The sequence below is a fragment of the Pseudomonas sp. TREG-RG-20F-10-E-6-01 genome (genome assembly GCF_022662455.1).
Classification (GTDB): Bacteria; Pseudomonadota; Gammaproteobacteria; order Pseudomonadales; family Pseudomonadaceae; genus Aquipseudomonas.
Genome location: NZ_JAKNQP010000002.1, coordinates 331,037 through 354,696, shown reverse-complemented (window position 1 = coordinate 354,696; position 23,660 = coordinate 331,037). Strand labels below are relative to the sequence as shown.

General features: G+C 61.6%; 21 protein-coding genes. 13 read left to right on the top strand and 8 right to left on the bottom strand.

Going from position 1 to position 23,660, the window contains the following annotated elements:
- Window positions 1-111 precede the first annotated feature (111 nt).
- Window positions 112-501: a YbaN family protein gene (locus L8K08_RS08025; protein ID WP_242195655.1), complete on the bottom strand. Its 390-nt coding sequence runs from the start codon at window positions 499-501 to the stop codon at window positions 112-114.
- 20 nt (window positions 502-521) lie between these two features.
- A complete protein-coding gene (locus tag L8K08_RS08020) occupies window positions 522-1,109 on the bottom strand; it encodes a YecA family protein (protein WP_106576431.1) in 588 nt (195 codons plus the stop codon).
- 274 nt (window positions 1,110-1,383) lie between these two features.
- Here L8K08_RS08020 and recQ point away from each other — a divergent pair, with 274 nt between their 5' ends.
- Together recQ and L8K08_RS08010 are read left to right on the top strand one after the other, a co-directional pair.
- Window positions 1,384-3,510, top strand: a complete 2,127-nt coding sequence (recQ, locus tag L8K08_RS08015; RefSeq protein ID WP_053258024.1) for a DNA helicase RecQ — start codon at window positions 1,384-1,386, stop codon at window positions 3,508-3,510.
- 121 nt (window positions 3,511-3,631) lie between these two features.
- On the top strand, window positions 3,632-4,066 hold the full coding sequence (locus tag L8K08_RS08010; protein ID WP_106576432.1) for a MarR family transcriptional regulator: 435 nt from the start codon (window positions 3,632-3,634) through the stop codon (window positions 4,064-4,066).
- Between the two features lie 67 nt (window positions 4,067-4,133).
- Here the strand turns inward: L8K08_RS08010 and L8K08_RS08005 are convergent, their stop codons facing one another.
- Window positions 4,134-6,323, bottom strand: a complete 2,190-nt coding sequence (locus L8K08_RS08005) for a patatin-like phospholipase family protein (RefSeq protein WP_242196387.1) — start codon at window positions 6,321-6,323, stop codon at window positions 4,134-4,136.
- 82 nt (window positions 6,324-6,405) lie between these two features.
- On the opposite strand from L8K08_RS08005, the gene L8K08_RS08000 reads away from it, so the two are divergent.
- Window positions 6,406-6,693: a SelT/SelW/SelH family protein gene (locus L8K08_RS08000; RefSeq protein ID WP_242195653.1), complete on the top strand. Its 288-nt coding sequence runs from the start codon at window positions 6,406-6,408 to the stop codon at window positions 6,691-6,693.
- Window positions 6,694-6,696: 3 nt separating this feature from the next.
- On the opposite strand, the gene L8K08_RS07995 is transcribed toward L8K08_RS08000, so the two are convergent.
- On the bottom strand, window positions 6,697-7,581 hold the full coding sequence (locus tag L8K08_RS07995) for a DMT family transporter (protein ID WP_242195651.1): 885 nt from the start codon (window positions 7,579-7,581) through the stop codon (window positions 6,697-6,699).
- A 92-nt stretch (window positions 7,582-7,673) separates the two neighbouring features.
- On the bottom strand, window positions 7,674-8,423 hold the full coding sequence (locus L8K08_RS07990) for an AraC family transcriptional regulator (RefSeq protein ID WP_242195648.1): 750 nt from the start codon (window positions 8,421-8,423) through the stop codon (window positions 7,674-7,676).
- A 138-nt stretch (window positions 8,424-8,561) separates the two neighbouring features.
- Here L8K08_RS07990 and L8K08_RS07985 point away from each other — a divergent pair, with 138 nt between their 5' ends.
- A complete protein-coding gene (locus L8K08_RS07985; protein ID WP_145158911.1) occupies window positions 8,562-9,371 on the top strand; it encodes a UDP-2,3-diacylglucosamine diphosphatase in 810 nt (269 codons plus the stop codon).
- A 125-nt stretch (window positions 9,372-9,496) separates the two neighbouring features.
- Here L8K08_RS07985 and L8K08_RS07980 read toward each other — a convergent pair whose 3' ends face one another.
- The 3 genes from L8K08_RS07980 to phhA form a co-directional block, all read right to left on the bottom strand.
- Complete coding sequence (locus L8K08_RS07980; protein ID WP_242195645.1) at window positions 9,497-10,690, bottom strand: amino acid aminotransferase; 1,194 nt, start codon at window positions 10,688-10,690, stop codon at window positions 9,497-9,499.
- Complete coding sequence (locus tag L8K08_RS07975; RefSeq protein ID WP_106576439.1) at window positions 10,690-11,046, bottom strand: 4a-hydroxytetrahydrobiopterin dehydratase; 357 nt, start codon at window positions 11,044-11,046, stop codon at window positions 10,690-10,692. Before L8K08_RS07975 ends, L8K08_RS07980 begins: the two co-directional genes overlap by 1 nt.
- Before the next feature lie 105 nt (window positions 11,047-11,151).
- Window positions 11,152-11,943, bottom strand: a complete 792-nt coding sequence (phhA, locus tag L8K08_RS07970) for a phenylalanine 4-monooxygenase (protein WP_145158906.1) — start codon at window positions 11,941-11,943, stop codon at window positions 11,152-11,154.
- A gap of 257 nt (window positions 11,944-12,200) precedes the next feature.
- On the opposite strand from phhA, the gene L8K08_RS07965 reads away from it, so the two are divergent.
- The 9 genes from L8K08_RS07965 (at window position 12,201) to L8K08_RS07925 (ending at window position 23,602) form a co-directional block, all read left to right on the top strand.
- Entirely contained in the window at window positions 12,201-13,763 is a 1,563-nt protein-coding gene (locus L8K08_RS07965; RefSeq protein ID WP_106576441.1) for a sigma-54-dependent transcriptional regulator, read from the top strand.
- A gap of 252 nt (window positions 13,764-14,015) precedes the next feature.
- On the top strand, window positions 14,016-14,756 hold the full coding sequence (locus L8K08_RS07960; protein ID WP_242195642.1) for a flagellar basal body rod protein FlgF: 741 nt from the start codon (window positions 14,016-14,018) through the stop codon (window positions 14,754-14,756).
- A 71-nt stretch (window positions 14,757-14,827) separates the two neighbouring features.
- Window positions 14,828-15,613: a flagellar basal-body rod protein FlgG gene (gene flgG, locus L8K08_RS07955; RefSeq protein ID WP_005790105.1), complete on the top strand. Its 786-nt coding sequence runs from the start codon at window positions 14,828-14,830 to the stop codon at window positions 15,611-15,613.
- 53 nt (window positions 15,614-15,666) lie between these two features.
- The gene (flgH, locus tag L8K08_RS07950; RefSeq protein ID WP_003214607.1) at window positions 15,667-16,362 is read left to right on the top strand and encodes a flagellar basal body L-ring protein FlgH; all 696 of its coding nucleotides are present in this window, start codon (window positions 15,667-15,669) and stop codon (window positions 16,360-16,362) included.
- Window positions 16,363-16,389: 27 nt separating this feature from the next.
- Window positions 16,390-17,478: a flagellar basal body P-ring protein FlgI gene (locus tag L8K08_RS07945; RefSeq protein ID WP_145159575.1), complete on the top strand. Its 1,089-nt coding sequence runs from the start codon at window positions 16,390-16,392 to the stop codon at window positions 17,476-17,478.
- A gap of 3 nt (window positions 17,479-17,481) precedes the next feature.
- On the top strand, window positions 17,482-18,750 hold the full coding sequence (gene flgJ, locus L8K08_RS07940; RefSeq protein ID WP_242195639.1) for a flagellar assembly peptidoglycan hydrolase FlgJ: 1,269 nt from the start codon (window positions 17,482-17,484) through the stop codon (window positions 18,748-18,750).
- A 10-nt stretch (window positions 18,751-18,760) separates the two neighbouring features.
- Window positions 18,761-20,797: a flagellar hook-associated protein FlgK gene (gene flgK / locus L8K08_RS07935; protein ID WP_242195637.1), complete on the top strand. Its 2,037-nt coding sequence runs from the start codon at window positions 18,761-18,763 to the stop codon at window positions 20,795-20,797.
- A 14-nt stretch (window positions 20,798-20,811) separates the two neighbouring features.
- The gene (locus L8K08_RS07930) at window positions 20,812-22,395 is read left to right on the top strand and encodes a flagellar hook-associated protein 3 (RefSeq protein ID WP_145158896.1); all 1,584 of its coding nucleotides are present in this window, start codon (window positions 20,812-20,814) and stop codon (window positions 22,393-22,395) included.
- 277 nt (window positions 22,396-22,672) lie between these two features.
- On the top strand, window positions 22,673-23,602 hold the full coding sequence (locus tag L8K08_RS07925) for a ketoacyl-ACP synthase III (protein ID WP_145158895.1): 930 nt from the start codon (window positions 22,673-22,675) through the stop codon (window positions 23,600-23,602).
- The last annotated feature ends 58 nt before the right edge of the window (window positions 23,603-23,660 follow it).

Sequence of the window (23,660 nt, the reverse complement as noted above, 5' to 3'; positions counted from 1 at the left end):
GCTGCTGGCTGGTGTGGGAGCTGGCTTGCCTGCGATTCAGGCGCTGCGGTGTGAACGTTGCACCGTGGCGATGCTATCGCGGGCAAGCCCGGCTCCCACCCAAGCCCGCGCCTACAGTTCGCGGGGCGGCAGGTTTTTTTGGCGCAGGATATAGACAGTCACCAGCACGGCACTGGTCAGCATGAAACCGCGTGCCCACGGCAGCGGCACCAGGTAGCAGGAGAAACCAATGCTCAACCACATCAGGCCGAGTGCGTAGACCTTGCCCTTGAGCGGAATGCCATTGCCGTCCAGGTAGTCTTTGATCCACGGGCCCAGGCGCGGGTGTTCCACCAGCCAGTGGTAGAAACGCGGGGAGCTTCGAGCGAAGCAGGCGGCGGCGAGTAGCAGGAAGGGCGTGGTCGGCAATACGGGAAGGAAGATGCCAATCACTCCCAGCGCCACGCTCAACCAGCCGATGGCCAGCAGTGCGTAACGCAGGAGCAGCGAGCGATTGCCCATGGGGGACACGGGCAAACGACTCAGTGGTGACGTGGCTTGAGGATCGCCGGTTTTTCGTCAGGGGCGTTGCACAACAGGTACAGGGCGGTTAGGGCTTCCGGGATCTGTACGATCATGTCGTCCATCAGGTTGGCGTCGGAAGCGATGTCGGAGAATTCCGGCTGGTCGTCGAACAGACCCGAACCGACCATGATCGGCAGCAGCATTTCGCTGACTTCTTCCTCGGCGGTTTCGAACCAGGCCGCTTCGCGCAGGAACACACCTTCCATGAAACCGATGCACCAGCCGCGCAGGTCGGAGTCATCCGGGTCTTCGCCCAGGTCCAGCTCGCAAGGCAGCTCGAATTCCTCGTCGGAAGCCAGCTGGCGACCGATGTGGGCCTTGAGGGCCAGCAGGGTGGATTCGATTTCTTCGCGTTGGGCGGCATCGGCGTAGTGCGGCTCTTCGGCGAACAAGGCGTCGATCCACTCACGGTCCGGCACGATGTCGGAAGAGATCGACAGGGCGGTCAGGTAGCCGTGGGCGGCCACGTAGTCCAGCGCCTCGTCATGCAGCTCATCGGCGTCGAGGAAGGCTTGCAGGCGGGTTAGTTGCTCAGCGAAGGACATTACGGCATACCTTGGGAATAAACGATGCGCAATTCTAGGCTTTCTTGAGCCCCCAGGCCAGCTGCAAGGCATATTTGCCAGGTTTAGATAGCAGTCGCTGTTCGTCAGTGGCGCCCTTTGCGGACCGACGCTCGGGTATACTGCCGCGTTTTGTGATGCCCCTGCAGGCCCAGCGCCCACCCGCGAAAACTTCGCTTACGGATTATTTCCCGTGAAGCCGGGGTTTTTCGGCCAGCCTGTACAGAGGGATTTCGGCACCATTTTGGAGTTTTACATGCTCGAGCAGGCTCAACGCGTCCTCAAGGACATCTTCGGCTACGACAGTTTTCGTGGCCGCCAGGGTGCGATCATTGAGCGCGTGGCCAGTGGCGGTGATGCCCTGGTGCTGATGCCTACCGGCGGCGGCAAGTCGTTGTGCTTCCAGGTGCCGGCGCTGTTGCGTAACGGCCTGGCCGTGGTGGTGTCGCCGCTGATTGCGTTGATGGACGATCAGGTCGCCACCCTTGAAGAGCTTGGTGTCGCCGCCGCGTCGTTGAACTCCACCCTCAGCGCCGAGCAGCAGCGCGATTTGGCCGCGCGCATCAAGCGCGGCGAAGTGAAGATGCTTTACCTGGCCCCTGAGCGTCTGGTGCAGCCGCGCATGCTGGCGTTTTTGCAGAGCCTGGAAATCGCCCTGTTCGCCATCGATGAAGCCCACTGCGTATCGCAATGGGGCCACGATTTCCGTCGCGAATATTTGCAGCTGGGCCAGTTGGCGGAATTGTTCCCCGACGTCCCGCGCATCGCGTTGACGGCCACTGCCGACAAACGCACCCGTGAAGAAATCGTCGAGCGCCTGCATTTGCAGAACGCCGAGCGCTTTCTGTCGAGTTTCGACCGGCCGAACATCTTCTACCGCATCGTGCCCAAGGAGCAGCCGCGCAAGCAGTTGCTGGCGTTCCTGTCGGAGCGGCGCAGCGATGCGGGCATCGTCTATTGCCTGTCGCGCAAGAAGGTCGATGAAGTGGCCGCGTTCCTCTGCGAGCAAGGCTACCCGGCGCTGCCTTACCATGCGGGCCTGCCCAATGAAACGCGCTCTGCCCACCAGAAGCGCTTTCTCAACGAGGAAGGCCTGATCATGGTGGCGACCATCGCGTTCGGCATGGGCATCGACAAATCCAACGTGCGCTTCGTCGCGCACATGGACCTGCCCAAGTCCCTCGAGGCGTATTACCAGGAAACCGGTCGCGCTGGCCGTGATGGCCTGCCGGCGGATGCCTGGATGGTCTATGGACTGCAAGACGTGGTGATGCTCAAGCAGATGCTGCAGAACTCCGAGGGCGACGAGCGTCACAAGCGTTTGGAGCAACACAAGCTCGACGCGATGCTGTCGCTGTGTGAAGAGACGCGCTGCCGCCGCCAAACGCTGCTGGCGTACTTCGACGAAGACATGCCCGAGCCGTGCGGCCACTGCGACAACTGCGTGGACGGCGTGCAGACCTGGGATGCCACCGAGCCGGCGCGCCAGGCGTTGTCGGCTATTTATCGCACCGGCCAGCGTTATGGCGTGGGCCATCTGGTGGATGTGTTGCTGGGCAAGGACAACGAAAAAGTGCGCAGCTTCGGCCACGAAAAACTCTCGGTCTATGGCGTCGGCAAAGCCCGCGCTGAAGGTGAGTGGCGCTCATTGTTCCGCCAGATGGTCGCCCGCGGCCTGGTGGACATCGACCTCGAAGGCTATGGCGGCCTGCGCCTGAACGACAGTTGCCGGCCATTGCTCAAGGGCGAAGTGAGCCTGGAGCTGCGTCGCGACCTCAAACCGCAGACCACGGCCAAGAGCAGCACCAGCCAGGCCAGCCAGTTGGTCCGTGGCGAAGAGCGCGAGCAATGGGAAGCCTTGCGCACCCTGCGACGCAAACTTGCGCAGGAACACAGTGTGCCGCCTTACGTTATTTTCCCCGACTCCACGTTGCTGGAGATGCTGCGCGAGCAGCCGACCACCATGGCCGAAATGGCCCGGGTCAGCGGCGTCGGCGCGCGCAAGCTGGAACGCTACGGGCAAGCCTTCCTCGAAGTGCTCGGCGGCCAGGCCGAGGCGCCGAAGGAAGTCGCCGATATTCGCCACGAACTGATCAGCCTGGCGCGTGCCGGCATGACCCCGATCCAGATTGCCGGTCAACTGCAATGTTCGGAAAAAAACGTCTATACCCTGCTGGCCGAATCCATCGGCAAGCAGCAGTTGTCGTTGGAGCAAGCCCTTGATTTGCCGGAAGATCTGCTCGGTGAAATCCAGGATGCATTCCTCGACGGAGAGGGCGAATTGCCACCAGTTGCGGAGATCGCGCCGCTGTTTACCGGGCGTGTGCCTGAGGGTGTTTTGTATTGCGTGCGGGCTGCTTTGCAGTCGGAATTCGAAATTTAGTGTGCCAATTGCGCCAATGTAACGAATCAGTACATAGCGGCCCTTGCCTCCTGGCATGGCTCATGCTTAGCTGACTAATAATTAGCCACACTTTATTTTCAGTCTAAACCATGAGTTTTTTATGCCTTTAACCGATCAACACCGCTTTGGCATGCAGTTGGCGCAAATGTCCCGAGGTTGGCGCGCCGAACTGGACCGCCGCTTGGCGGGGCTGGGTTTGTCCCAGGCGCGTTGGCTGGTGCTGTTGCACCTGGCCCGTTTTGCGGAAGCGCCCACTCAGCGCGAGCTGGCTCAAAGTGTTGGCGTCGAAGGGCCGACGCTGGCCCGCCTGCTCGACAGCCTTGAAGGCCAGGGTCTGGTGCAACGCCAGGCGGTGCTTGAAGACCGTCGTGCCAAACGCATATTGCTGTGCGACACCGCCCGCCCATTGATCGACCAGATTGAAACCATTGCCACAGCGTTGCGCCATGAGCTGTTTGTGGGCGTGGATGAAGAGGATTTGCGCGTGTGCATGCGTGTGCATGGGCACATCCTGGCGAACCTGGAAAAGTCCTGATCCGGGATTCACCAGAAATTAAAAAGTGGGAGCTGGCTTGCCAGCTCCCACTTTTTTTGTGCGCTGGCTAGAACGTCTGGCCGAGGTTCAGGTACACCGCCTGCTGATTGTCATCATTTAACCCATAGCTGAAATTCAGCGGCCCCAGCGGCGTATCAAACCCCAGGAAAACACTCGCAGCGTTGATGTAACCGCTGTCGAATTGATTGTCGTTGTTCCACGCCCGGCCGCGTTCCACCGAGGCACCCAGGTACAGCGGGAAATCCAACGGCAGGTACGAGCGCGGCGTCAGGCGGCGGTAGTACACCGCGCGCATCAGGGCGATGTTCTGCCCCGAGATTGCATCTTCGCGAAAGCCCGACAATTGCCGCGCACCGCCCAGCAGGAAGCTGGACACCACCACGTCGGATTTGTCCAGCGTGCGCCCGTAACGGCCGCCCAGTATGAGCGTGTCCGGGCCGCGGCTCATGGCCTTGTCCAGTTTGAACTCCCACTGTCGATAGCGCTGGTCCGAGCCTAACCCGGGCTCGAATTCGCGAAACGCCAGGCCGATGTCTTCGCCGGTGTGCGGGAAGTACACGTTATCGAGCGAGTCGAACGAGTACTTCAGTTCATAGAAGCCCTCGCTGAAGCTCACGCTCGGCAGGTCGCGGTCGCCGATGCGCACGTCCGCCTTGCCCCAGGCTTCGCCGACGCCGAAGCGGATCTCGCCGCTGTTGCCGATCTGGCGGCCGACGTTCAAGCCAAACCCATAACGCTCCAGGCGGTATTCGGAGATTGGGTCGTTGTCCAGAGTCAGTTCAACGTTCTGCGCCTGGGCACTGATATAGGGCGCGACGAAATAGCGTGAGCCGACATCCAGTGGCTGGTAGAACTCGCTGTACAGCTCTTGGCGATCACCGATCTGCACCCGCGTCAGCCATTCGGCGCCGAGGCGGTTGATGCCATTCATGCGGTAACTGGCGCCGAGGTTGAAGGCGCTGTCGCCGCGCATGTCATCCGACAGATTCAGGCCCAGGCGCAAGTAGTCGGTGCCGCTGCGTTTGCCGCGTGCACTGATCACCAGGGTATTGTCCTGGCCCTTTTTCACCACGCGGTATTGCACCTGCTCAAAGTAGTCCAGGCCGTACAGGGTGCCCATGTCGGTTTGTAGACGGCCCAGGTTCAGCGGCTCGCCCAGGTTTTGGCGGATGTAGTAGCGGATCACGTCATCGCTGACCTTCGAGTCGTTCTCCACCTTGATGGCGGTGATCACGGGCGTGCGCTCGCCGGGTGTGCGGGCCGCGATCAGTTGCGGGTCGACAGGCTCAGCAGGGCGCAGGTGCGCCAGGCGTACATCAAGCGCGCGGGTGGCGCGGTAGCCGGCGTCGATCATGTCCTTGGCGCGGCCGAAGTCCGTCACGCCGTAGGCCGCCAGCGGCGGTTGGATCAGCACATCCTTGGGGTGCAGCGCCTTGAGTTGCTCTTCGGAGTTGCGCCGGGTCATCAGGGTGATCGACTGGTTGAGCACATCGACCACAGTGGCAAGTTGCTTGCGCGAACGCAGCGGGGTGCCGATGTCGACCACGATGGCGATGTCGACGCCCATCTCGCGGGCCACGTCCAGCGGGATGTTGTCGGTCATGCCGCCGTCCACCAGCAGCCGGCCGTCGATTTCCACCGGGGCGAACACCGCCGGGATCGACATGCTCGCGCGGATCACCTGGGGCAGGTGGCCTTTGTTGAACACGACTTTTTCGCCGGTGGTGATGTCGGTGGCCACTGCGCGGAACGGGATCGGCAGCTTGTCGAAGTTACGCGTGTTGCTGCTGTGGGCGAACATGCTTTCCAGCAGCAGTGCCAGGTTCTGACCCTGAATCACGCCGAGTGGCAGGCCGAGGCTGCCGTCGTCACGGAAACTGAGCTTCTGTTTGACCAAAAAGTCGCGGTCGTCCTGTTTGCGTCGAAACGGCACGTCTTCGCGTGGCGGTGCGTCGGACAGCGCTTGTTGCCAGTCAATATTCAGCGCGAGCTTTTCCAGCTCATCAATCTTGTAGCCCGAGGCGTACAGCCCGCCAATCACCGCGCCCATGCTGGTACCGGCAATCGCATCGATCTGGATCCCTTGCTCCTCCAGGGCCTTGAGCACACCAATATGCGCAAGGCCACGCGCGGCGCCGCCGGACAGCACGAGGCCGATTTTGGGGCGGGGTGTTTCAACGGCGTCGGCGAGCAGTGGAAGCAAACACAGAAACAGACAAGACAACAGGCGGCGCATCATGAATCTCGAGGCTGGGCGAAAGGCCGGTATTATAGCCACCCGATCCACCCAGCCCGTTATGCCAGGAACCTCTCAAATTATGTCGCTGAGCAAACCCGAGATCGTCATCACCTATTGCACCCAGTGCCAGTGGCTGTTGCGCGCCGCGTGGCTGGCCCAGGAGTTGTTGAGTACGTTTGCCGATGACCTGGGTCGTGTGGCGCTGGAGCCGGCCACCGGCGGCGCCTTTCGCATCACCTGCGATGGCGTGCAGATCTGGGAGCGCAAGGCCGACGGTGGCTTCCCCGAAGCCAAGGTGCTCAAGCAGCGCGTGCGTGACCAGATCGACCCGCAGCGCGATCTGGGCCACAACGACCGCAAAGCCTGAGCATCAGGCCGTCGCCGCAGGCGCTTTGGCCTGGCTGGTGCTGCCCATCAGCCCGGAAAGCACGATGGCGACGATGATCAGCGCGCCGCCCAGCAGCATGCGCAAGGTTGGGGTTTCGGCAAACAGCACCCAGGCCGCGGTGATGCCGTAGACCGGCTCCATGGCAAACACCACAGAGGCGGTGCGCGCCTTGATCACCGCCAGGCTGGCGACAAACAGGCTGTGGGCCAGGCCGGTACAGAACACCCCGAGCAGCCCGATCCACAACCAGTCAATTGCCCGCACATCCGCCAGTCCGGGTGCCGCCACCGGCAGCAGACAAGCCGCGACCACCAGGTTCTGACACAGCGCCGCCTGCACCGCGGGAATGCGCCCGGAGCTGGCGCGGTTGTTCAGCGACAGCAACGAGAACAGCAAACCCGAGGCAATGCCCCAGAGCAGGCCGCCGGTGGCTGCGCTGGCGAGGTTGAAGTCTGGCGTCACCAGGATCAGGCCGACACTGACCAGTACCACCAGCAGCACTTCATTGGCGCGAATGCGCTCGCGGAAGATCAGCCCTTCGAGAATCACGGTAAATGCCGGGAACGCGGTAAACCCAAGCGTGGCGACGGCCACGCCGGCGACTTTGACCGCGATGAAGAAGGTCACCCAGTGCGCCGCGAGCAGTACGCCGCTGATCAGCAGGCGGCGCCAGTCGCGCATCTGGAGTGTTTTCCAGGTGGTATTGCTGGCGAATCGCGCAAACACGGCGAGTGCCACCACGGCGAAGGCCGCCCGGCCGAAGACGATGATGGCGGGCGAGGCCGCCGCCAGCTTGCCGAATACGCCGGTGAGGCCAAACATCAGTGCGCCGATATGCAGGGCGCCGAGGGCTGAGCGGTGAGTCATTGCGATCCTTGAACCAACGGGGTGACAGAATCGCAGTCTAGAGGTTGGAGGTGTGGGCGTCTGTCGTCCGGCTCGCGTTTTTTGTCGCAAGACTATGATGAGCGCCGCAATGCGCCCGGTGATGCGCCAAATTCGCGCAACATCGCGGCGGCAAACGCACTTTGCGAGCTGTAGCCGACGCGCTCGGCAATGTCGCCGATGGGCAGCGGCGTGTTGCGCAACAGGTTCAAGGCCATCTGCAGGCGGCGCCCGCGAATGTAGTCCATCGGCGTCTGCCCGCACTCGGCGATAAAGCGCGCGTGCAGGCGCGCGACCGACAGGCCGGCAATGCGCGCAAGGTCCGCGACCTGCAACGGATGCGCAACGTGTCGCTCGATATGCGCATCAAACGCCGCATACGGCAGGCGGCGCCCCGGTACCGGTTGGGCCAGCGGGTGATTGAGGCTGGCCAATAACAGCACCGCGCCTTGCTGCACGATCAACGGGTCATCCACCGGGCTGTGCGCCAGCCATTGCACCAGCTGGCTTTGCCGCGAGTCCAGAGTCAGGCGCGCCGGTTGATCGAGCAGGCGGCGGCTGGCGTCGGCATGCTCGCCCAAGGAGTGCAGCACCCAGTGTTCGGTGGGTACATCCAGCACCAGGCACCGGCTGCCATCGCGGCTGCCGCAGGCGTGGTGAGCGGAAAAGGGCAGCACCATCACGCTGCTTTCGCGCACCTGGCTGCCCCGGCCATCGACTTCCAGATCCAGGTGCCCGGACAGGCCGAACACCAACTGCGCATGGTCATGGCTGTGGGCAAGAGGCTCTTCGAGGTAGTGGCGCAGCGTGAGCGTCGGTCTCATCGCGGTCTCCTGAGGGTGCAGGGCGCCAGTCTACAACGCTTCACGGGCATCAGGCGCTGTCATCAGACTGACGCACCGCTGTCATGGGCTGTTAACCACCAGGGCGCAAGCTCGCTAAAACAGCGTCGAGGGATGCCCATGACCCGTGCCGAATTCGCCAAACCCGGTCCTAAACAACGGGTTCGTACCTTGTGGATTTCCGACGTGCACCTGGGCACGCGGGACTGCCAGGCCGAACACTTGTCGCGGTTTCTCAAGGGCTACCACGCCGACAAGGTGTACCTGGTGGGCGACATCATTGACGGCTGGAAAATGCGCGGCGGCATGTATTGGCCCCAGGCCCATACCAATGTGATCCGCCGCCTGCTGACCATGGCCAAGCGTGGCACCGAGGTGATCTATGTCACCGGCAACCATGACGAGTTCCTGCGGCGCTATTCCAAGCTGATCCTGGGCAATATCCAACTGGTGGACGAAGCGGTGCACGTCACCGCCGATGGCCGTCACTTGCTGGTAATTCACGGCGACCAGTTTGATGTGATCACCCGTTACCACCGCTGGCTGGCGTTTCTCGGCGACTCGGCCTACGAGTTCACGCTCACGCTGAACCGCTGGCTCAATCACTGGCGGGCGCGGTATGGCTACGGCTACTGGTCGCTGTCGGCGTACCTCAAGCACAAGGTCAAGACGGCAGTGAGCTTTATCAGCGACTTTGAGGAGGCGATCGCCCACGAAGTCACCAGGCGCGAGCTGCATGGCGTGGTCTGCGGGCATATTCACCACGCTGAAATTCGCAAGGTGGGCGAGGTGGATTACCTCAACTGCGGGGACTGGGTGGAGTCGTGCACGGCGCTGATCGAGCACTGGGACGGGCAGATCGAGTTGTATCGGTTGGCGGATGCGCAGGCGAAAGAGGCGCAGCTCAAAGCCGAGATGGTTGCGGGCTAAAGGCCTCACTCCGTTCAAATGTGGGAGCTGGCTTGCCCGCGAATGCGGAGTGTCAGTCAATATATTGGGTGACTGTCACACTGCATTCGCGGGCAAGCCCGCTCCCACATTTATTCCTTGTTTCTTCAGTTGCAGACGTCGGCGATGGCCTCGGCCAGCAGGGTCAGGCGCGTCGCGTCGATGCCCGCCACGTTAGCCCGCCCCGAACTGACCATATACACGCTGTGCTTCTCGCGCAGTTGCTTGACTTGTTCGGCACTCAAGCCGGTGTAGGAAAACATCCCGCGCTGCGCACCGATATGCGCAAAGCGTTCGGCCAGCCCGTGGGGCGCCAGCGCTTCTACCAAGCCGGAACGCAGCTGCGCGATCCGTGAGCGCATGGCTTCGACTTCGTCGCTCCAGCGCTTTTTCAGCTCGGCATCCCCAAGGATGGTCGCGACCACGGCGGCGCCATGATCCGGCGGCGTCGACCACAGATTACGCGCGGTGTTTGCCAGCTGGCTGCGCACATCCGTGAGCTTTTCAGCATCCGCCGCGCACACGATCAACGCGCCGACACGGTCGCGGTACAGGCCAAAGTTTTTCGAGCAGGAGCTGGTGATCAGCACTTCCGGCAGCTCGGCGGCAAACAGTCGCACGGCCCAGGCGTCTTGCTCCAGACCGTCGCCGAAGCCTTGATAGGCGAAGTCGATCAGCGGCAGCAATTGGCGCTCGCGCACGATCTGCAGCACCTGGCGCCAGTCGGCCTGGGACAGGTCAAAACCGGTCGGGTTGTGGCAGCACGCATGCAGCAACACCACGTCGCCCTCGGGCACCGTGGCGAGTGTTGCCAACATCGCGGCCACATCCAGGCGGTTGTCGGCGCCCACATAGGGGTAGTGACTGACCTTGAGCCCGGCCTTGGCGAAGATGGTTTCGTGGATCGGCCAGGTCGGGTTGCTCAGCCACACGCCACGCCCCGGCAGGTTATGGGCGATAAAGTCCGCGCTCAGGCGCAGGGCGCCGGTGCCGCCTGGGGTTTGCGTTGCGCCGGCGCGGCGGTCGCGGATCAAGGCCGAGTCGGCGCCGAGCACCAGTTCGCTGATCAACGCACCGAATGCCGCATCGCCGTGGCCGCCGATGTAGGTCTTGGTGGTCTGGGTGTCTACCAGCCGCTGTTCGGCGAGTTTTACCGAGTGCGGAATCGGCGTGAGGCCCTGGTCGTCTTTATAGACGCCGACACCCAGGTCGAACTTGTTCGGGTTGCTGTCCTGGGCATACAGGTCCATCAGCCCGAGGATCGGGTCGCCAGGCACGCGGCCAATCGCATCGAAATGCATTACTTGCGGCCCTCGGCGTCCTTGGCCACTTCGTCCGTGCGCGCGGCCATGATGAAGTCGTTGCGGTGCAAGCCTTTGATCGAGTGGCTCCACCAGGTCACGGTGACTTTGCCCCACTCGGTGAGCAGGCCTGGGTGGTGGCCTTCGGCTTCAGAGATTTCACCCACGGCGTTGGTAAAGGCCAGGGCAAATTTGAAGTTCTTGAACAGAAAAACCTTTTCCAGCTGCATCACGCCGTCGCGGACTTCGATGTTCCAGTCGGGAATCTGCTTGATCAGTACCGGCAACTCTTCATCGCTGACTTGCGGGGCGTCGGCACGGCAGGCTTCGCAGTGGGCTTGGTTCAAGGTGGTCATGGGAAGTGTCCTGAATTCGAGTGTTTGAAAAACGGTCGTCAGTGGCGTCACCCTAAAGCAACGCGCGGCCAGGGAACAGACTCACCTGGCCTGAAAACATAAGGTTCAAGCCGCTTTGGGTTTGGGCGGAAATTTCGGCGCGTGCAGACCCAGCTGCATACCGCGCTCGACCATGCCCATGATGTCTTCCTGCGCCACGTCGAACAGGCGCTTGAGCTCAGGCAGGACGAAATACAGCGGTTGCAGGATGTCGATCCGATACGGCGTGCGCATCGCTTCGAGCGGATCGAAGGCTTGGTGCTCGGGCTCATCCGACAGGCAGTACACGCTCTCCTTGGGCGACGACAGAATGCCGCCACCGTAGATGCGCCGGCCTTGCGGGGTGTCCACCAGGCCGAACTCGATGGTCATCCAGTACAGGCGCGCCAGGTACACGCGCTGTTCCTTGGTCGCGGCCAGGCCGAGCTTGCCGTAGGTGTGGGTGAATTCGGCGAACCAGGGGTTGGTCAGCAGCGGGCAGTGGCCGAAGATCTCGTGGAAAATATCCGGCTCTTGCAGGTAGTCCAGTTCTTCGCGGGTCCGAATAAAGGTCGCCACCGGAAACTGCTTGCTGGCGAGTAATTCGAAGAAGGTCTGGAAGGGGATCAGCGCCGGCACGCGGGCGACTTGCCAGCCGGTGGTCTCGGCCAGCACCTGGTTGATTTCACCCAGTTGCGGAATGCGGTCCAGCGGCAGGCCGAGCTTGTCGATGCCGTCCAGGTATTCCTGGCAGGCGCGACCCTCGATCACTTTCAACTGGCGCGTGATCAGAGTGTTCCACACCGCGTGTTCTTCCGGCGGGTAGTGGATAAAACCTTGCGCATCGGGCTCGCGGGCCACGTAGTGCGTTTGCTTCATACGGCTCTCCTGCTAGGCATTCGTTCTTGTTATGTCCTGCGATGAGCCTATTGATAACCCTTGAGGCGCCGGATTCCATCGGGCTGCGGCTTAATGCTGTAGGAAATGTTACCGTTTTTTGTAAAGTATTCGTTACGATAGTCCGTCTCATCCTTGTCTTGGGCTGTGAAATGCTCACGGGCTGTCACATAATCTTGACGACTATCTGCGCCCAGCGGCAAAAAGACGCGGCGCCTTCCCACCTTTCGGGCTTTTTCATGCGTATTAAAGTGCACTGCCAGAACCGCATCGGCATCCTGCGGGACATCCTCAACCTGTTGGTGGAGTACGGCGTCAACGTCGCGAAGGGCGAGGTCGGCGGCGAACATGGCAATGCGATTTACCTGTTTTGCCCCAACCTGGTGAACATGCAATTCCAGGCGCTGCGCCCGCAATTTGAAGCCATTGCCGGGGTGTTTGGCGTCAAGCGGGTAGGGCTGATGCCCAGCGAGCGTCGGCATATGGAGCTCAATGCGCTGCTCGGCGCCCTGGAGTTTCCGGTGCTGTCGATCGACATGGGCGGCTCCATCGTTGCCGCCAACCGCGCGGCGGCGCAGTTGCTCGGGGTGCGCGTGGACGAGGTGCCGGGCATTCCACTGTCGCGCTATGCCGAAGACTTCGATCTGCCGGAACTGGTGCGGGCGAGCAAGTCGCGGATCAATGGCTTGCGGGTCAAGGTCAAGGGTGACGTATTCCTGGCGGACATCGCGCCGCTGCAATCCTCCGAACACGATGACAGCGAAGCCATGGCGGGTGCCGTGCTGACCCTGCACCGCGCCGACCGCGTCGGGGAGCGCATCTACAACGTGCGCAAGCAGGAACTGCGTGGTTTCGACAGCATCTTCCAGAGCTCCAGGGTCATGGCGGCCGTGGTGCGTGAGGCGCGGCGCATGGCGCCTTTGGATGCGCCTCTATTAATAGAAGGCGAAACCGGCACCGGCAAAGAGCTGCTGGCCCGCGCTTGTCACCTGGCCAGCCCGCGTGGGCAGTCGCCATTGATGGCGCTCAATTGCGCAGGCTTGCCGGAGTCAATGGCCGAGACTGAGCTGTTTGGCTACGGGCCCGGTGCGTTTGAAGGCGCGCGGGCCGAAGGCAAGCTGGGTCTGTTGGAGCTGACGGCAGGCGGTACGTTGTTTCTCGATGGCGTCGGCGAAATGAGCGCGCGTCTGCAGGTGAAATTGCTGCGTTTTCTGCAGGACGGATGCTTTCGCCGGGTGGGCAGTGATGAAGAGGTTTACCTGGATGTACGGGTGATCTGTGCGACGCAGGTGGACTTGTCTGAGCTTTGCGCCCGCGGCGAATTCCGCCAGGACCTTTATCACCGCCTCAATGTGCTGTCGCTGCATATCCCGCCGCTGCGCGAATGCCTGGATGGGTTGGCGCCGTTGGTTGAGCATTTCCTCGATCAAGCCAGCCGGCAGATCGGCTGCCCGCTGCCCAAGCTGGCACCGGCTGCGATGGACCGGCTCAGCCACTATCACTGGCCGGGCAATGTGCGTCAGCTGGAAAACGTGCTGTTTCAGGCGGTGTCGTTGTGCGAAGGCGGGACGGTCAAGGCTGAGCATATTCGCTTGCCGGATTACGGCGTGCGTCAGCCGCTTGGCGATTTCTCGTTGGAGGGCGGGTTGGAGCAGATCGTCGGCCGGTTCGAGAAGGCAGTGCTGGAGGCTTTATATGCCGAGCATTCCAGCAGCCGGCAACTGGGCAAACGCTTGGGCGTGTCGCACACCACCATCGCCAATAAGCTGCGTGATTACGAAATTCTCAAGGCCGACAAGTGAACGCATCCCCTGTGGGAGCTGGCAAGCCAGCTCCCACATTTGTTATTTGTCATCTTCAAGACCTGTGCTTGCCGCAGGCGGCAGTAGTCCGCCGTTTTTTCGACTCTCGTCCAGCCTCACAATCTCCGTGCCTCCCCGCAAACCCCCGTACTGCCTGGACTTTTCCTCGTTTTTAAAAGTTGGTTCGCAAATTGCTTAAGCCTCATCAGTACAGCGGTGGGCGGCAAGCGTCCGTCAGAAAGAGGATAGAGCGTGGACAAGTACCTTTATGTGGCAATGACCGGCGCCAGCCAGAATGCACTGGCGCAGAAGGCCCATGCCAACAATCTGGCGAACATCTCCACCAACGGTTTTCAGCGTGACCTGGAGCAGGCGCGTTCGATGCCGGTGTTTGGTGACAGCTTTCCGGCGCGCGCGTTTGCCATGACCGAGCGTCCGGGCACCGACTTCTCCCCGGGCGCCATGATCGAAACCGGTCGTGACCTCGATGTAGCGGTCAGCGGCGACGGTTGGATGGCCGTGCAAACCCCCGATGGCAGTGAAGCCTACGTGCGCAGCGCAAGCATGAATGTGGATGCGCTGGGCGTGCTGCGGGCCGGCAACGGTATGCCGATCATGGGCAACGGTGGCCCGATTGCGGTGCCGCCGCAGCAGAAAATCGAAGTGGGGGCCGACGGCACCATCAGCATCCGCGCCATGGGCGAAGGCCCGCGGGTCATGGCTGAAGTGGACCGCATCAAGCTGGTCCAGCCGGACCTCAAGAACATGACCAAGGGCCTGGACGGCACCATCCACACCAAGGATGGCCAGCCGGCCCAGGCGAACGCCAACGTCACGCTGACGTCGGGCTTCCTGCAGGCAAGCAACGTCAACGCCGTTGAAGAAATGACCGCGGTGCTGTCGCTTTCCAAGCAGTTCGAGCTGCACATCAAGATGATGAACAGCGCCAAGGAAGACGACCAGGCCATGACCCGCGTTCTGGCGATGAGCTGATTGGCGCGTTACTGACCGACTACTAATTTTGCAGCGCAGCGCCAACAAACAGGCGCACGAAGGAGAACAGCATGCTTCCGGCTCTATGGGTTGCCAAAACCGGTTTGTCCGCCCAGGACACCAACCTGACCACCATTTCCAACAACTTGGCGAACGTGTCGACCACGGGCTTCAAACGTGACCGCGCCGAGTTCCAGGACTTGCTCTATCAGATCAAGAAGCAGCCGGGCGCCCAATCGACCCAGGACAGCGAATTGCCGTCGGGCCTGCAACTGGGTACCGGTGTGCAGATCGTTGGCACGCAGAAGAACTTCAGCGCCGGTAACCTGCAGCAAACCGGTCAGCCATTGGACATGGCCATCAACGGGCGCGGCTTCTTCCAGATCCTGCAACCCGATGGCACCACGTCCTACACCCGTGACGGCACGTTCCACCTTGACTCCAATGGCCAGATCGTCACGGCCAACGGTTTCGCCCTGGAGCCGGCTGTTGTGGTTCCCGCGGACGCCAAGACCTTTACCGTCGGCAACGACGGCACCGTGTCGATCACCGTGGCCGGCAACCCGGCGTCGCAAGTGATCGGCAACCTGCAAACCGCCGACTTCATCAACCCGGCCGGCCTGCAAGCGATGGGTAACAACCTGTTCCTGGAAACCGCCTCCAGCGGCGCGCCGCAAATCGGCACCCCTGGCCTGAACGGGTTTGGCACCACGCTGCAAAGCACCCTGGAAACTTCCAACGTCAGCACGGTTGAGGAGATGGTCAACATGATCACCACTCAGCGCGCCTACGAGATGAACTCCAAGGTGATTTCCACCGCCGACCAGATGCTTTCGTTCGTAACGCAGAATCTGTAATCAAGTCTATGGGGCGCCATCGACGGCGCCTGCAACACCGTGAGGTAAGGGTCATGAATCGCTATGTTTCTGTTCTGGCATTGAGTGGGATCGCCGTGCTCGCGGGCTGTGTCGCCCCGACGCCAAAACCCAATGACCCGTACTACGCGCCGGTGTTGCCGCGCACGCCGTTGCCGGCGGCGGCCAACAATGGCTCGATCTACCAGGCCGGTTTCGAACAGAACCTGTACAGCGACCGCAAGGCGTTCCGCGTGGGTGACATCATCACCATCACCCTGAACGAGAAAACCCAGGCCAGCAAAAACGCCAACTCGCAGATCGGCAAGACCAGCAAGACCAGCATTGGCCTGACGTCGCTGTTCGGTGGCGTGCCCAACACCAATAACCCGCTGGGCAGCGGTGACCTGAGCCTGGACGCCGGCTATAGCGGCGACCGCGCCACCAACGGCAAGAGTGCGGCGGGGCAGGGCAACAGCCTGACCGGTTCGATCACCGTGACCGTCGCCGATGTACTGCCCAACGGCATCATCGCCGTACGCGGTGAAAAGTGGATGACTCTCAACACCGGCGACGAGCTGGTGCGCATTGCGGGCATGGTCCGCGCCGATGATATTTCCACCGACAACACCGTGCCGTCGACGCGGATTGCCGATGCGCGCATTACCTACTCGGGTACGGGTTCGTTTGCTGATGCGAGTCAGCCGGGCTGGTTCGACCGTTTCTTCCTTAGCCCGCTGTTCCCTTTCTAGGTGGCCACTTTGAAACTCAAACAGCTGATGGCTGCCGCGTTGTTGCTGGCCTTGAGCACAGGGGCCTTTGCTGAGCGGTTGAAAGACATCGCCAGTATTTCCGGCGTGCGCTCCAACCAACTGATCGGCTACGGCCTGGTGGTGGGGCTTAACGGCACGGGTGACCAGACCACCCAAACCCCGTTCACCCTGCAGACCTTCAACAACATGCTCTCGCAGTTTGGCATCAAGGTGCCGGCGGGTTCGGGCAACGTGCAACTGAAAAACGTTGCGGCCGTGTCCATCAGTGCCGATCTGCCGGCGTTCGCCAAGCCGGGTCAGGTGGTGGACATCACCGTCTCGTCCATCGGTAACTCCAAAAGCCTGCGCGGCGGCACGTTGCTGATGACGCCGCTCAAGGGTATCGACGGCAATGTCTACGCCATCGCCCAGGGCAACCTGGTGGTCGGTGGTTTTGACGCCGAGGGCCGTGACGGTTCGAAGATCACCGTTAACGTGCCGTCTGCCGGACGAATTCCAGGTGGCGCCATGGTGGAACGCACCGTGCCCAGCGGCTTCAACCAGGGCAACAGCCTGACCTTGAACCTCAACCGTTCGGACTTCACCACCGCCAAGCGCGTGGTCGACAAGATCAACGACATGCTCGGCCCTGGCGTCGCCCAGGCCATTGACGGCGGCTCGATCCGCGTCACCGCGCCACTGGACCCAAGCCAGCGCGTCGATTACCTGTCGATCCTGGAAAACCTTGAGGTCGATCCAGGCCAGGCGGTGGCCAAGGTCATCATCAATTCGCGTACCGGCACGATCGTGATCGGTCAGAACGTCAAGGTATCGCCGGCGGCCGTGACCCACGGCAGCCTGACCGTGACCATCACCGAAGACCCGATCGTCAGTCAGCCTGGGCCCTTGTCCAATGGCCAGACGGCGGTGGTGCCGCGGTCGCGGGTGAATGCTCAGCAAGAAGCCAAGCCGATGTTCAAGTTCGGCCCCGGCACCACGCTGGACGAGATTGTCCGCGCGGTGAACCAGGTGGGCGCAGCCCCAGGCGACTTGATGGCGATCCTCGAAGCGCTGAAACAGGCCGGCGCCTTGCAAGCCGACCTGATAGTGATCTGAGCCATGGTCATGGATATGCGCCAGAGCGGGATCAGCAGCACGGCGGATTCGGGGTCTTACTCCGACCTGAACCGGCTTAACCAGCTCAAGGTCGGCGCCGACAAGAACAGCGAAGGCAACATGCGCAAAGTCGCGCAGGAGTTCGAGTCGCTGTTTCTCAGCGAGATGCTCAAGTCCATGCGCTCGGCCACGGAAGCGCTGGGCAAGGACAACCCGCTGAATACGCCGGCGGCCAAGCAATACCAGGAAATGTACGACCAGCAGTTGGCGGTTTCGATGTCCCGCGAAGGCGGTGGTATTGGCCTGGCCGACGTGCTGATGCGCCAGATGCAGAAGAACAAGCCGGTGGACGCCCAGGCGGCCACGTTGCAGGGCCCGGAGGCGGCGCAAGCGCCGGCGAAGAAGGTCGATGTGCCGACTGAAATCGCCGCAGGCACCCAGGCCGCAGGGCCGTTGGGCCGCTCCAACGGTCAGCGTCCGCTGTGGGCTTATCGCGTGGCCGTGCCTGAAGGCGCGAGCACGCACGCCAACGACATGGAGCTGATGAACCAGCGCCGTATCGCCTTGCCGAGCAAGCTGACTGACCGTCTGTTGGCCGGTATCGTGCCGAACGCGCCGGTCGCCATCGATGCCAAGAGCGCGCCGCTGCGTAACAGCGCCGCCGCCGACAACGTGGTCAACAGCAGCGCGCGCAGCATTGCCGTACCGAGCGGGCGCATGCAGGTGTATGGCCGCGCCATCGCTCAGCCACCGCTGGCGCCGGCGAAGAAAGCCTTCAGCTCGCAGGATGAATTTGTCGCCACCATGCTGCCGATGGCCAAGGCGGCCGCCGCGCGCATCGGTGTCGATCCCAAGTACCTGGTGGCCCAGGCCGCGCTGGAAACCGGTTGGGGCAAATCAGTGATGCGCGCCGAGGACGGCAGCAGCAGTCACAACCTGTTCGGCATCAAGGCCGGGCAGAGTTGGCAGGGCGGCCAGGCGCGTGCAATTACCAGCGAGTTTCGTGATGGGTCGATGGTCAAGGAAACGGCGCAGTTCCGTTCCTACAACTCCTATCAGGACAGCTTCCACGATCTGGTGACATTGCTGCAAAGCAATGATCGCTATAAAGAAGTTGTGAAATCAGCCGACAACCCGGAACAGTTTGTGCGCGAGTTGCAAAAAGCCGGATATGCAACCGACCCGGACTACGCCAGCAAGATTTCGCAGATCGCCAAAACGATGAACAGTTACCAGGATTACGCTGCCGCGGGCGCCTCCACTCATTTATAAGGTCTGAATCATGAGTTTGCTCAATATCGGGATGTCGGGGCTCAACGCCGCTCAAGGATCGTTGTCGGTCCTGAGTAACAACATTGCCAACGTCAACACCCCGGGATACTCGCGTCAGCAGACCACCCAGAACGCCAGCGCCAGCAATCAGTACGGTGGCGTGTACATCGGCAGCGGCACGACCCTGGCGGATGTGCGCCGCATCTATAACGATTTCTTGGGCGCCGCTTACCAGAGCAGCACGGCCCTCAACAGCGACGCCACCGCCTACGCGGGCCAGGCGGCTGCGATTGACAAGACCCTGTCTGACAAGTCCACCGGCATGTCTGCCGTGCTCAGCGCGTTTTTCGCGTCCCTGCAGACCGCGGCAGCGACCCCCAGCGACGTGTCCGCGCGCCAGCTGCTGGTGACCAGCGCCCAGACCTTGAGCGACCGCTTCAACGCGATCTCCACCCAACTGACCCAGCAAAAAGAAAGCATCAACAGTCAGCTGAGCACCATGAGTGATCAGGTCAATAAGCTGACGTCGTCGATTGCCTCGCTGAACACGCAAATTTCAACCGCCCAGGGCTCGTCGACCAGTGCGCCGGCCAACCTGCTGGATGCGCGTAACGAGGCAGTGCGTTCGCTCAACGAGCTGATCGGCGTAACGGCCACCGAGAAGAACGGCCAGTTCAGCATCACCACCGGCACCGGCCAGTCGCTGGTCGAAGGCGGTGTGGCCAACACGATTTCGGCGGTGCCGAGCAAAACCGACAACAGCCAGTACACCATTCAGCTCAACATGGGCGACACGCCGATGGACATCGGCAACGTGGTGTCCGGCGGCAGCATCGGCGGCCTGTTGCGTTATCGCAGTGATGCGCTGATGCCGGCCATCAATGACCTGGGCCGCATTGCCATTGCCACCGCTGACAGCGTCAACAGCCAGTTGGGCCAGGGCCTGGACCTGAACAGCGATTTCGGTTCTTCGTTGTTCAGCGACATCAACAGCGCCGCGGCCATCACCCAGCGTAGCCAGGCAGCCTCGGGCAACAGCGCAGGCTCGGGCAACCTGAATGTGACGATTGCCGACAGCAGCAAGCTCTCGACCTTCGACTACAAAGTCACCTTCACCAGCGGCAACCAGTACAACGTGGTGCGCTCCGACGGCAAAGCCATGGGCTCGTTCGACACCACCACCACGCCGCCGCCCGTGATCGACGGCTTCACCCTGGCACTGGATGGCAAGGGGCCGATGGCTGCCGGTGACAGCTTCAAGGTCAGCCCGACGGCGACCGGGGCCAGCAACATCAGTGTCGACCTCAAGGACCCGAACAAGCTCGCGTTCGCGGCACCACTGGCCGGTAATTCCAGCACTACCAACACCGGCACCGGCACGTTCACACCACCGACATTGACGCTGCCGATCGATATCAATGGTGGCGCCGCCAGCGCGCAATTGCGCACCGGGATCGAAAACTCGATGCCAGTGAAGATGGTGTTTGGCAAGCCTGCGGCAGACGGCACCCAGTCCTACACAGTGAGCGATGCCCAGGGCAACTCGATCGGCACCGGCAGCATCATTCCGGGCCAGGGCAACAAGGTCTCTATCAGTGTGCCAATGCGTGATGCCAGCGGTACGTTGATTCCAGGCAAGAGCTTCAGTTTCGACACCACGGTGGCGGGCGCACCCGCCAACGGCGACAGCACGACCTTTTCGTTCAACAGCGGCGCCACTTCCGATGGCCGCAACGCTCAGCAATTGCTGGGTTTGCAGACCAAGGCGACGGTCGGCGCGGTGGATGGCAATGCGGGCGTGAGCTTGGTCAGCGCCAACAGCCGGCTGGTGTCCCAAGTCGGTTCCAAGGCTGCCCAGGCCAACACCGACAGCACCGCCACCGGCGCATTGCTGGCCGCGAACAAGGCGGCCAGCGACTCCGTGTCCCAGGTCAACCTGGACGAGGAGGCGGGCGACATGATCAAGTTCCAGCAGTACTACACCGCGTCGTCGCAGATCATCAAGGCCGCGCAAGAAACCTTCAGCACACTGATCAACGCCCTTTAAAGGAGTCTGGAACGATGCGTATCTCTACACAGCAGTATTTCGACACCAGCTCCGCCAAATATCAGGATAACTATTCGGGTGTGGTGAAGGCTCAGGACCAGGCCAGCTCCGGCGTGCGCGTGCAGACCGCTTCGGATGATCCGGTAGCCGCCGCGCAATTGCTGATGCTGCAACAGCAGAAAGATATGCTGGGCCAGTACAACGGCAACATCACCAGCCTGCAAAACTCGCTGACCAACGAGGAAAGCGTGTTGTCGAGCATCAACACGGCCATGCAAACCGCCAGCGGCCTGGCGTTGCAGGCGGGTAACCTCAAGCTCAGCAATGACGACCGCAAGGCTATCGCCGCTCAGGTCGGCGCGCTCGAAGACCAGGTGTTGGGTTTGCTCAACACCAAGGATTCCAGCGGCAACTACATGTTTTCCGGGGCCAAGACCGACACGCCGCCCTACAGCCGTAACAACGATGGCACCTACACCTACCAGGGTGATGAGACGCCGCTGAGCCTGCAAGTGTCGAGCAACTTGACGGTTGCCGCGGGCGATACCGGCAAGACGCTGCTGGAAAGCTCCGGCAACACCGGTCGCACTCAGGCGACGATTTTGCCGCCGGCGGTCAACGACGGCAAAATCGCGATTTCGGCGGGCCTGGTCACCTCGGGCACCGCTTACACGAAGAATTTTGCCGATGGCCAGCCGTACAAGCTGACCTTCTCCAGCAGTACCCAATACAGCGTGACCGACAAGGACGGCAACGACGTTACGTCCGAGATCTCCGGTAACGGCACATTTGATTCCACCAAGGAAGGCGCGTCCAGCGTCAACCTGCGCGGGGTCAAGTTCGACATCAGCCTGAACCTTGGGTCTGATGTGGCCTCGGGCGCGCCGTCTGACGCGCTGGTGGCGGGCAAGGCCTTTACGCTGGAGAGCAAGCCGGACACGTTCAGCAGTTCGCGTACAGCCAGTAATCCGTCTACGGCGCAGTTGACCGGTGGCCGGGTCACCGACCAGGCAGCCTACGCCAGCACCTTTCCGAACTCGGGCGCGGTGATCAAGTTCACCAGCGGCAATGACTATGAGGTGTACGCCCAGCCGTACTCGGCTAACAGCAAGTCGATTGCCACGGGCACCATGGCGACCGGCGCGACGTCGATCACGGCTGCCGGGGTGACCTTCGATGTAAGCGGCGCGCCGGGGGCGGGTGATCAGTTTTCGGTGAATGCCACCAGCAACAAGAACATGAACGCCCTGGACACGCTGGGCCAACTGCGCAAGGCGCTGGAAACCCCGGCAGATGGCGACCCGGTGGCCATGAACAATCTCAAGGACGTGATCAATACCTCCATCGGTAACCTGGCCAACGCTTCGGCGCAGATCGACCAGGTGCGTGGCTCGATTGGTGCCCGCCAGAACGCCCTGGATATCCAGAGCCAGGAAAACACCAGCCTGGGGCTGGCCAACACCTCCACCATGTCATCGCTGGCGAACGTTGACATGGGCCAGGCGGCCATTGACCTGACATTGCAGCAGACCATGCTGCAGGCTTCGCAGCTGGCGTTTGTGAAGATCTCCCAGTTGAGCCTGTTCAGCCGCATGTAACCGGCGAGCGTACAAGCGGCCCACCCTGGCAACAGGGTGGGCCGTTGTCGTTTCTGGGGCCGAGAATGTTGCAGGGTTTTGCACAAAGCGCACAAAATTGAGTGACCTGTGAGTCATAAAGCGCATCTTCACTGTATCGTGTGAAAAGGATAAGTCGTCGCAGGGTCTTTGCGCGGGGGCTTTCAGCGATATTTTTACGGGGTTATCCCCTTTATTGTCAGCGCTCCCGGCGTAGCCCGAGGGGTGTTATCCAGCTATTTAGTATTGGGAAGCCACAATGATTGGCATAAAAAGCATCGCCAGTTACGTGCCGGCAGACGGGGTCGATAACTACGCCCAGGGCGCCAAATTCGCCAAGGATGAGGACTTCATCATTGGCAAGATCGGTTCGGCGTTCCTGCCGCGCAAGGATGCTGCGCAGGAAACCTCCGACCTGTGCGTCGAGGCGGTCAACGCCTTGTTTGCCAACAACCCTGATTTGAAGCGCGAGTCGATCGACGCGCTGATCGTCGTGACCCAAAACGGCGATGAGGAAGGCTTGCCCCACACGGCCGCCATCGTCCAGGACAAACTGGGCCTGCCGACCCATGTGGCGGCGTTTGATATCTCGCTGGGTTGCTCGGGCTATGTCTACGGCATCTACGCGATGAAAGGCTTCATGGAAGCCACCGGCCTGAAAAACGGCCTGCTGATCACCGCCGACCCGTATTCCAAGATCGTTGACCCGGAAGACCGCAACACCACCATGCTCTTCGGCGATGCCGCCACTGCCACCTGGATGGGTGAAGATGCCCCGTGGTTGCTCGGCAAGTCGAAGTTCGGTACTGACGGTTCCGGCGCGCCGCACCTGAAGGTCAGCGATGGCGTGTTTTTCATGAATGGCCGCCAGGTGTTCAACTTTGCCCTGCTCAAAGTGCCGGCGCATCTGCATGAGCTGCTCAACGAATCGCAGCTCAAGGCTGACGAAATCGATGCCTTCTGCATTCACCAGGGCAGTGCGGCGATTGTCGACGCCGTGGCGCGGCGTTTTGAAGACGCCCCGGTGGAGAAATTCATCAAGGACATGGTCGAGACCGGCAATACCGTGTCTTCCAGCATTCCGCTGCTGCTTGAAAAGCACATGATGGACGGCGACTGGAAGCGTGTCGCAATCAGCGGATTTGGGGTTGGCTTGTCGTGGGGTTCAGCGATTCTCTATCGTCCGTGATGCCCTGATAGCGCTGCACACAAAAACGCCCAGGCTTGTAAAAGCCTGGGCGTTTTTT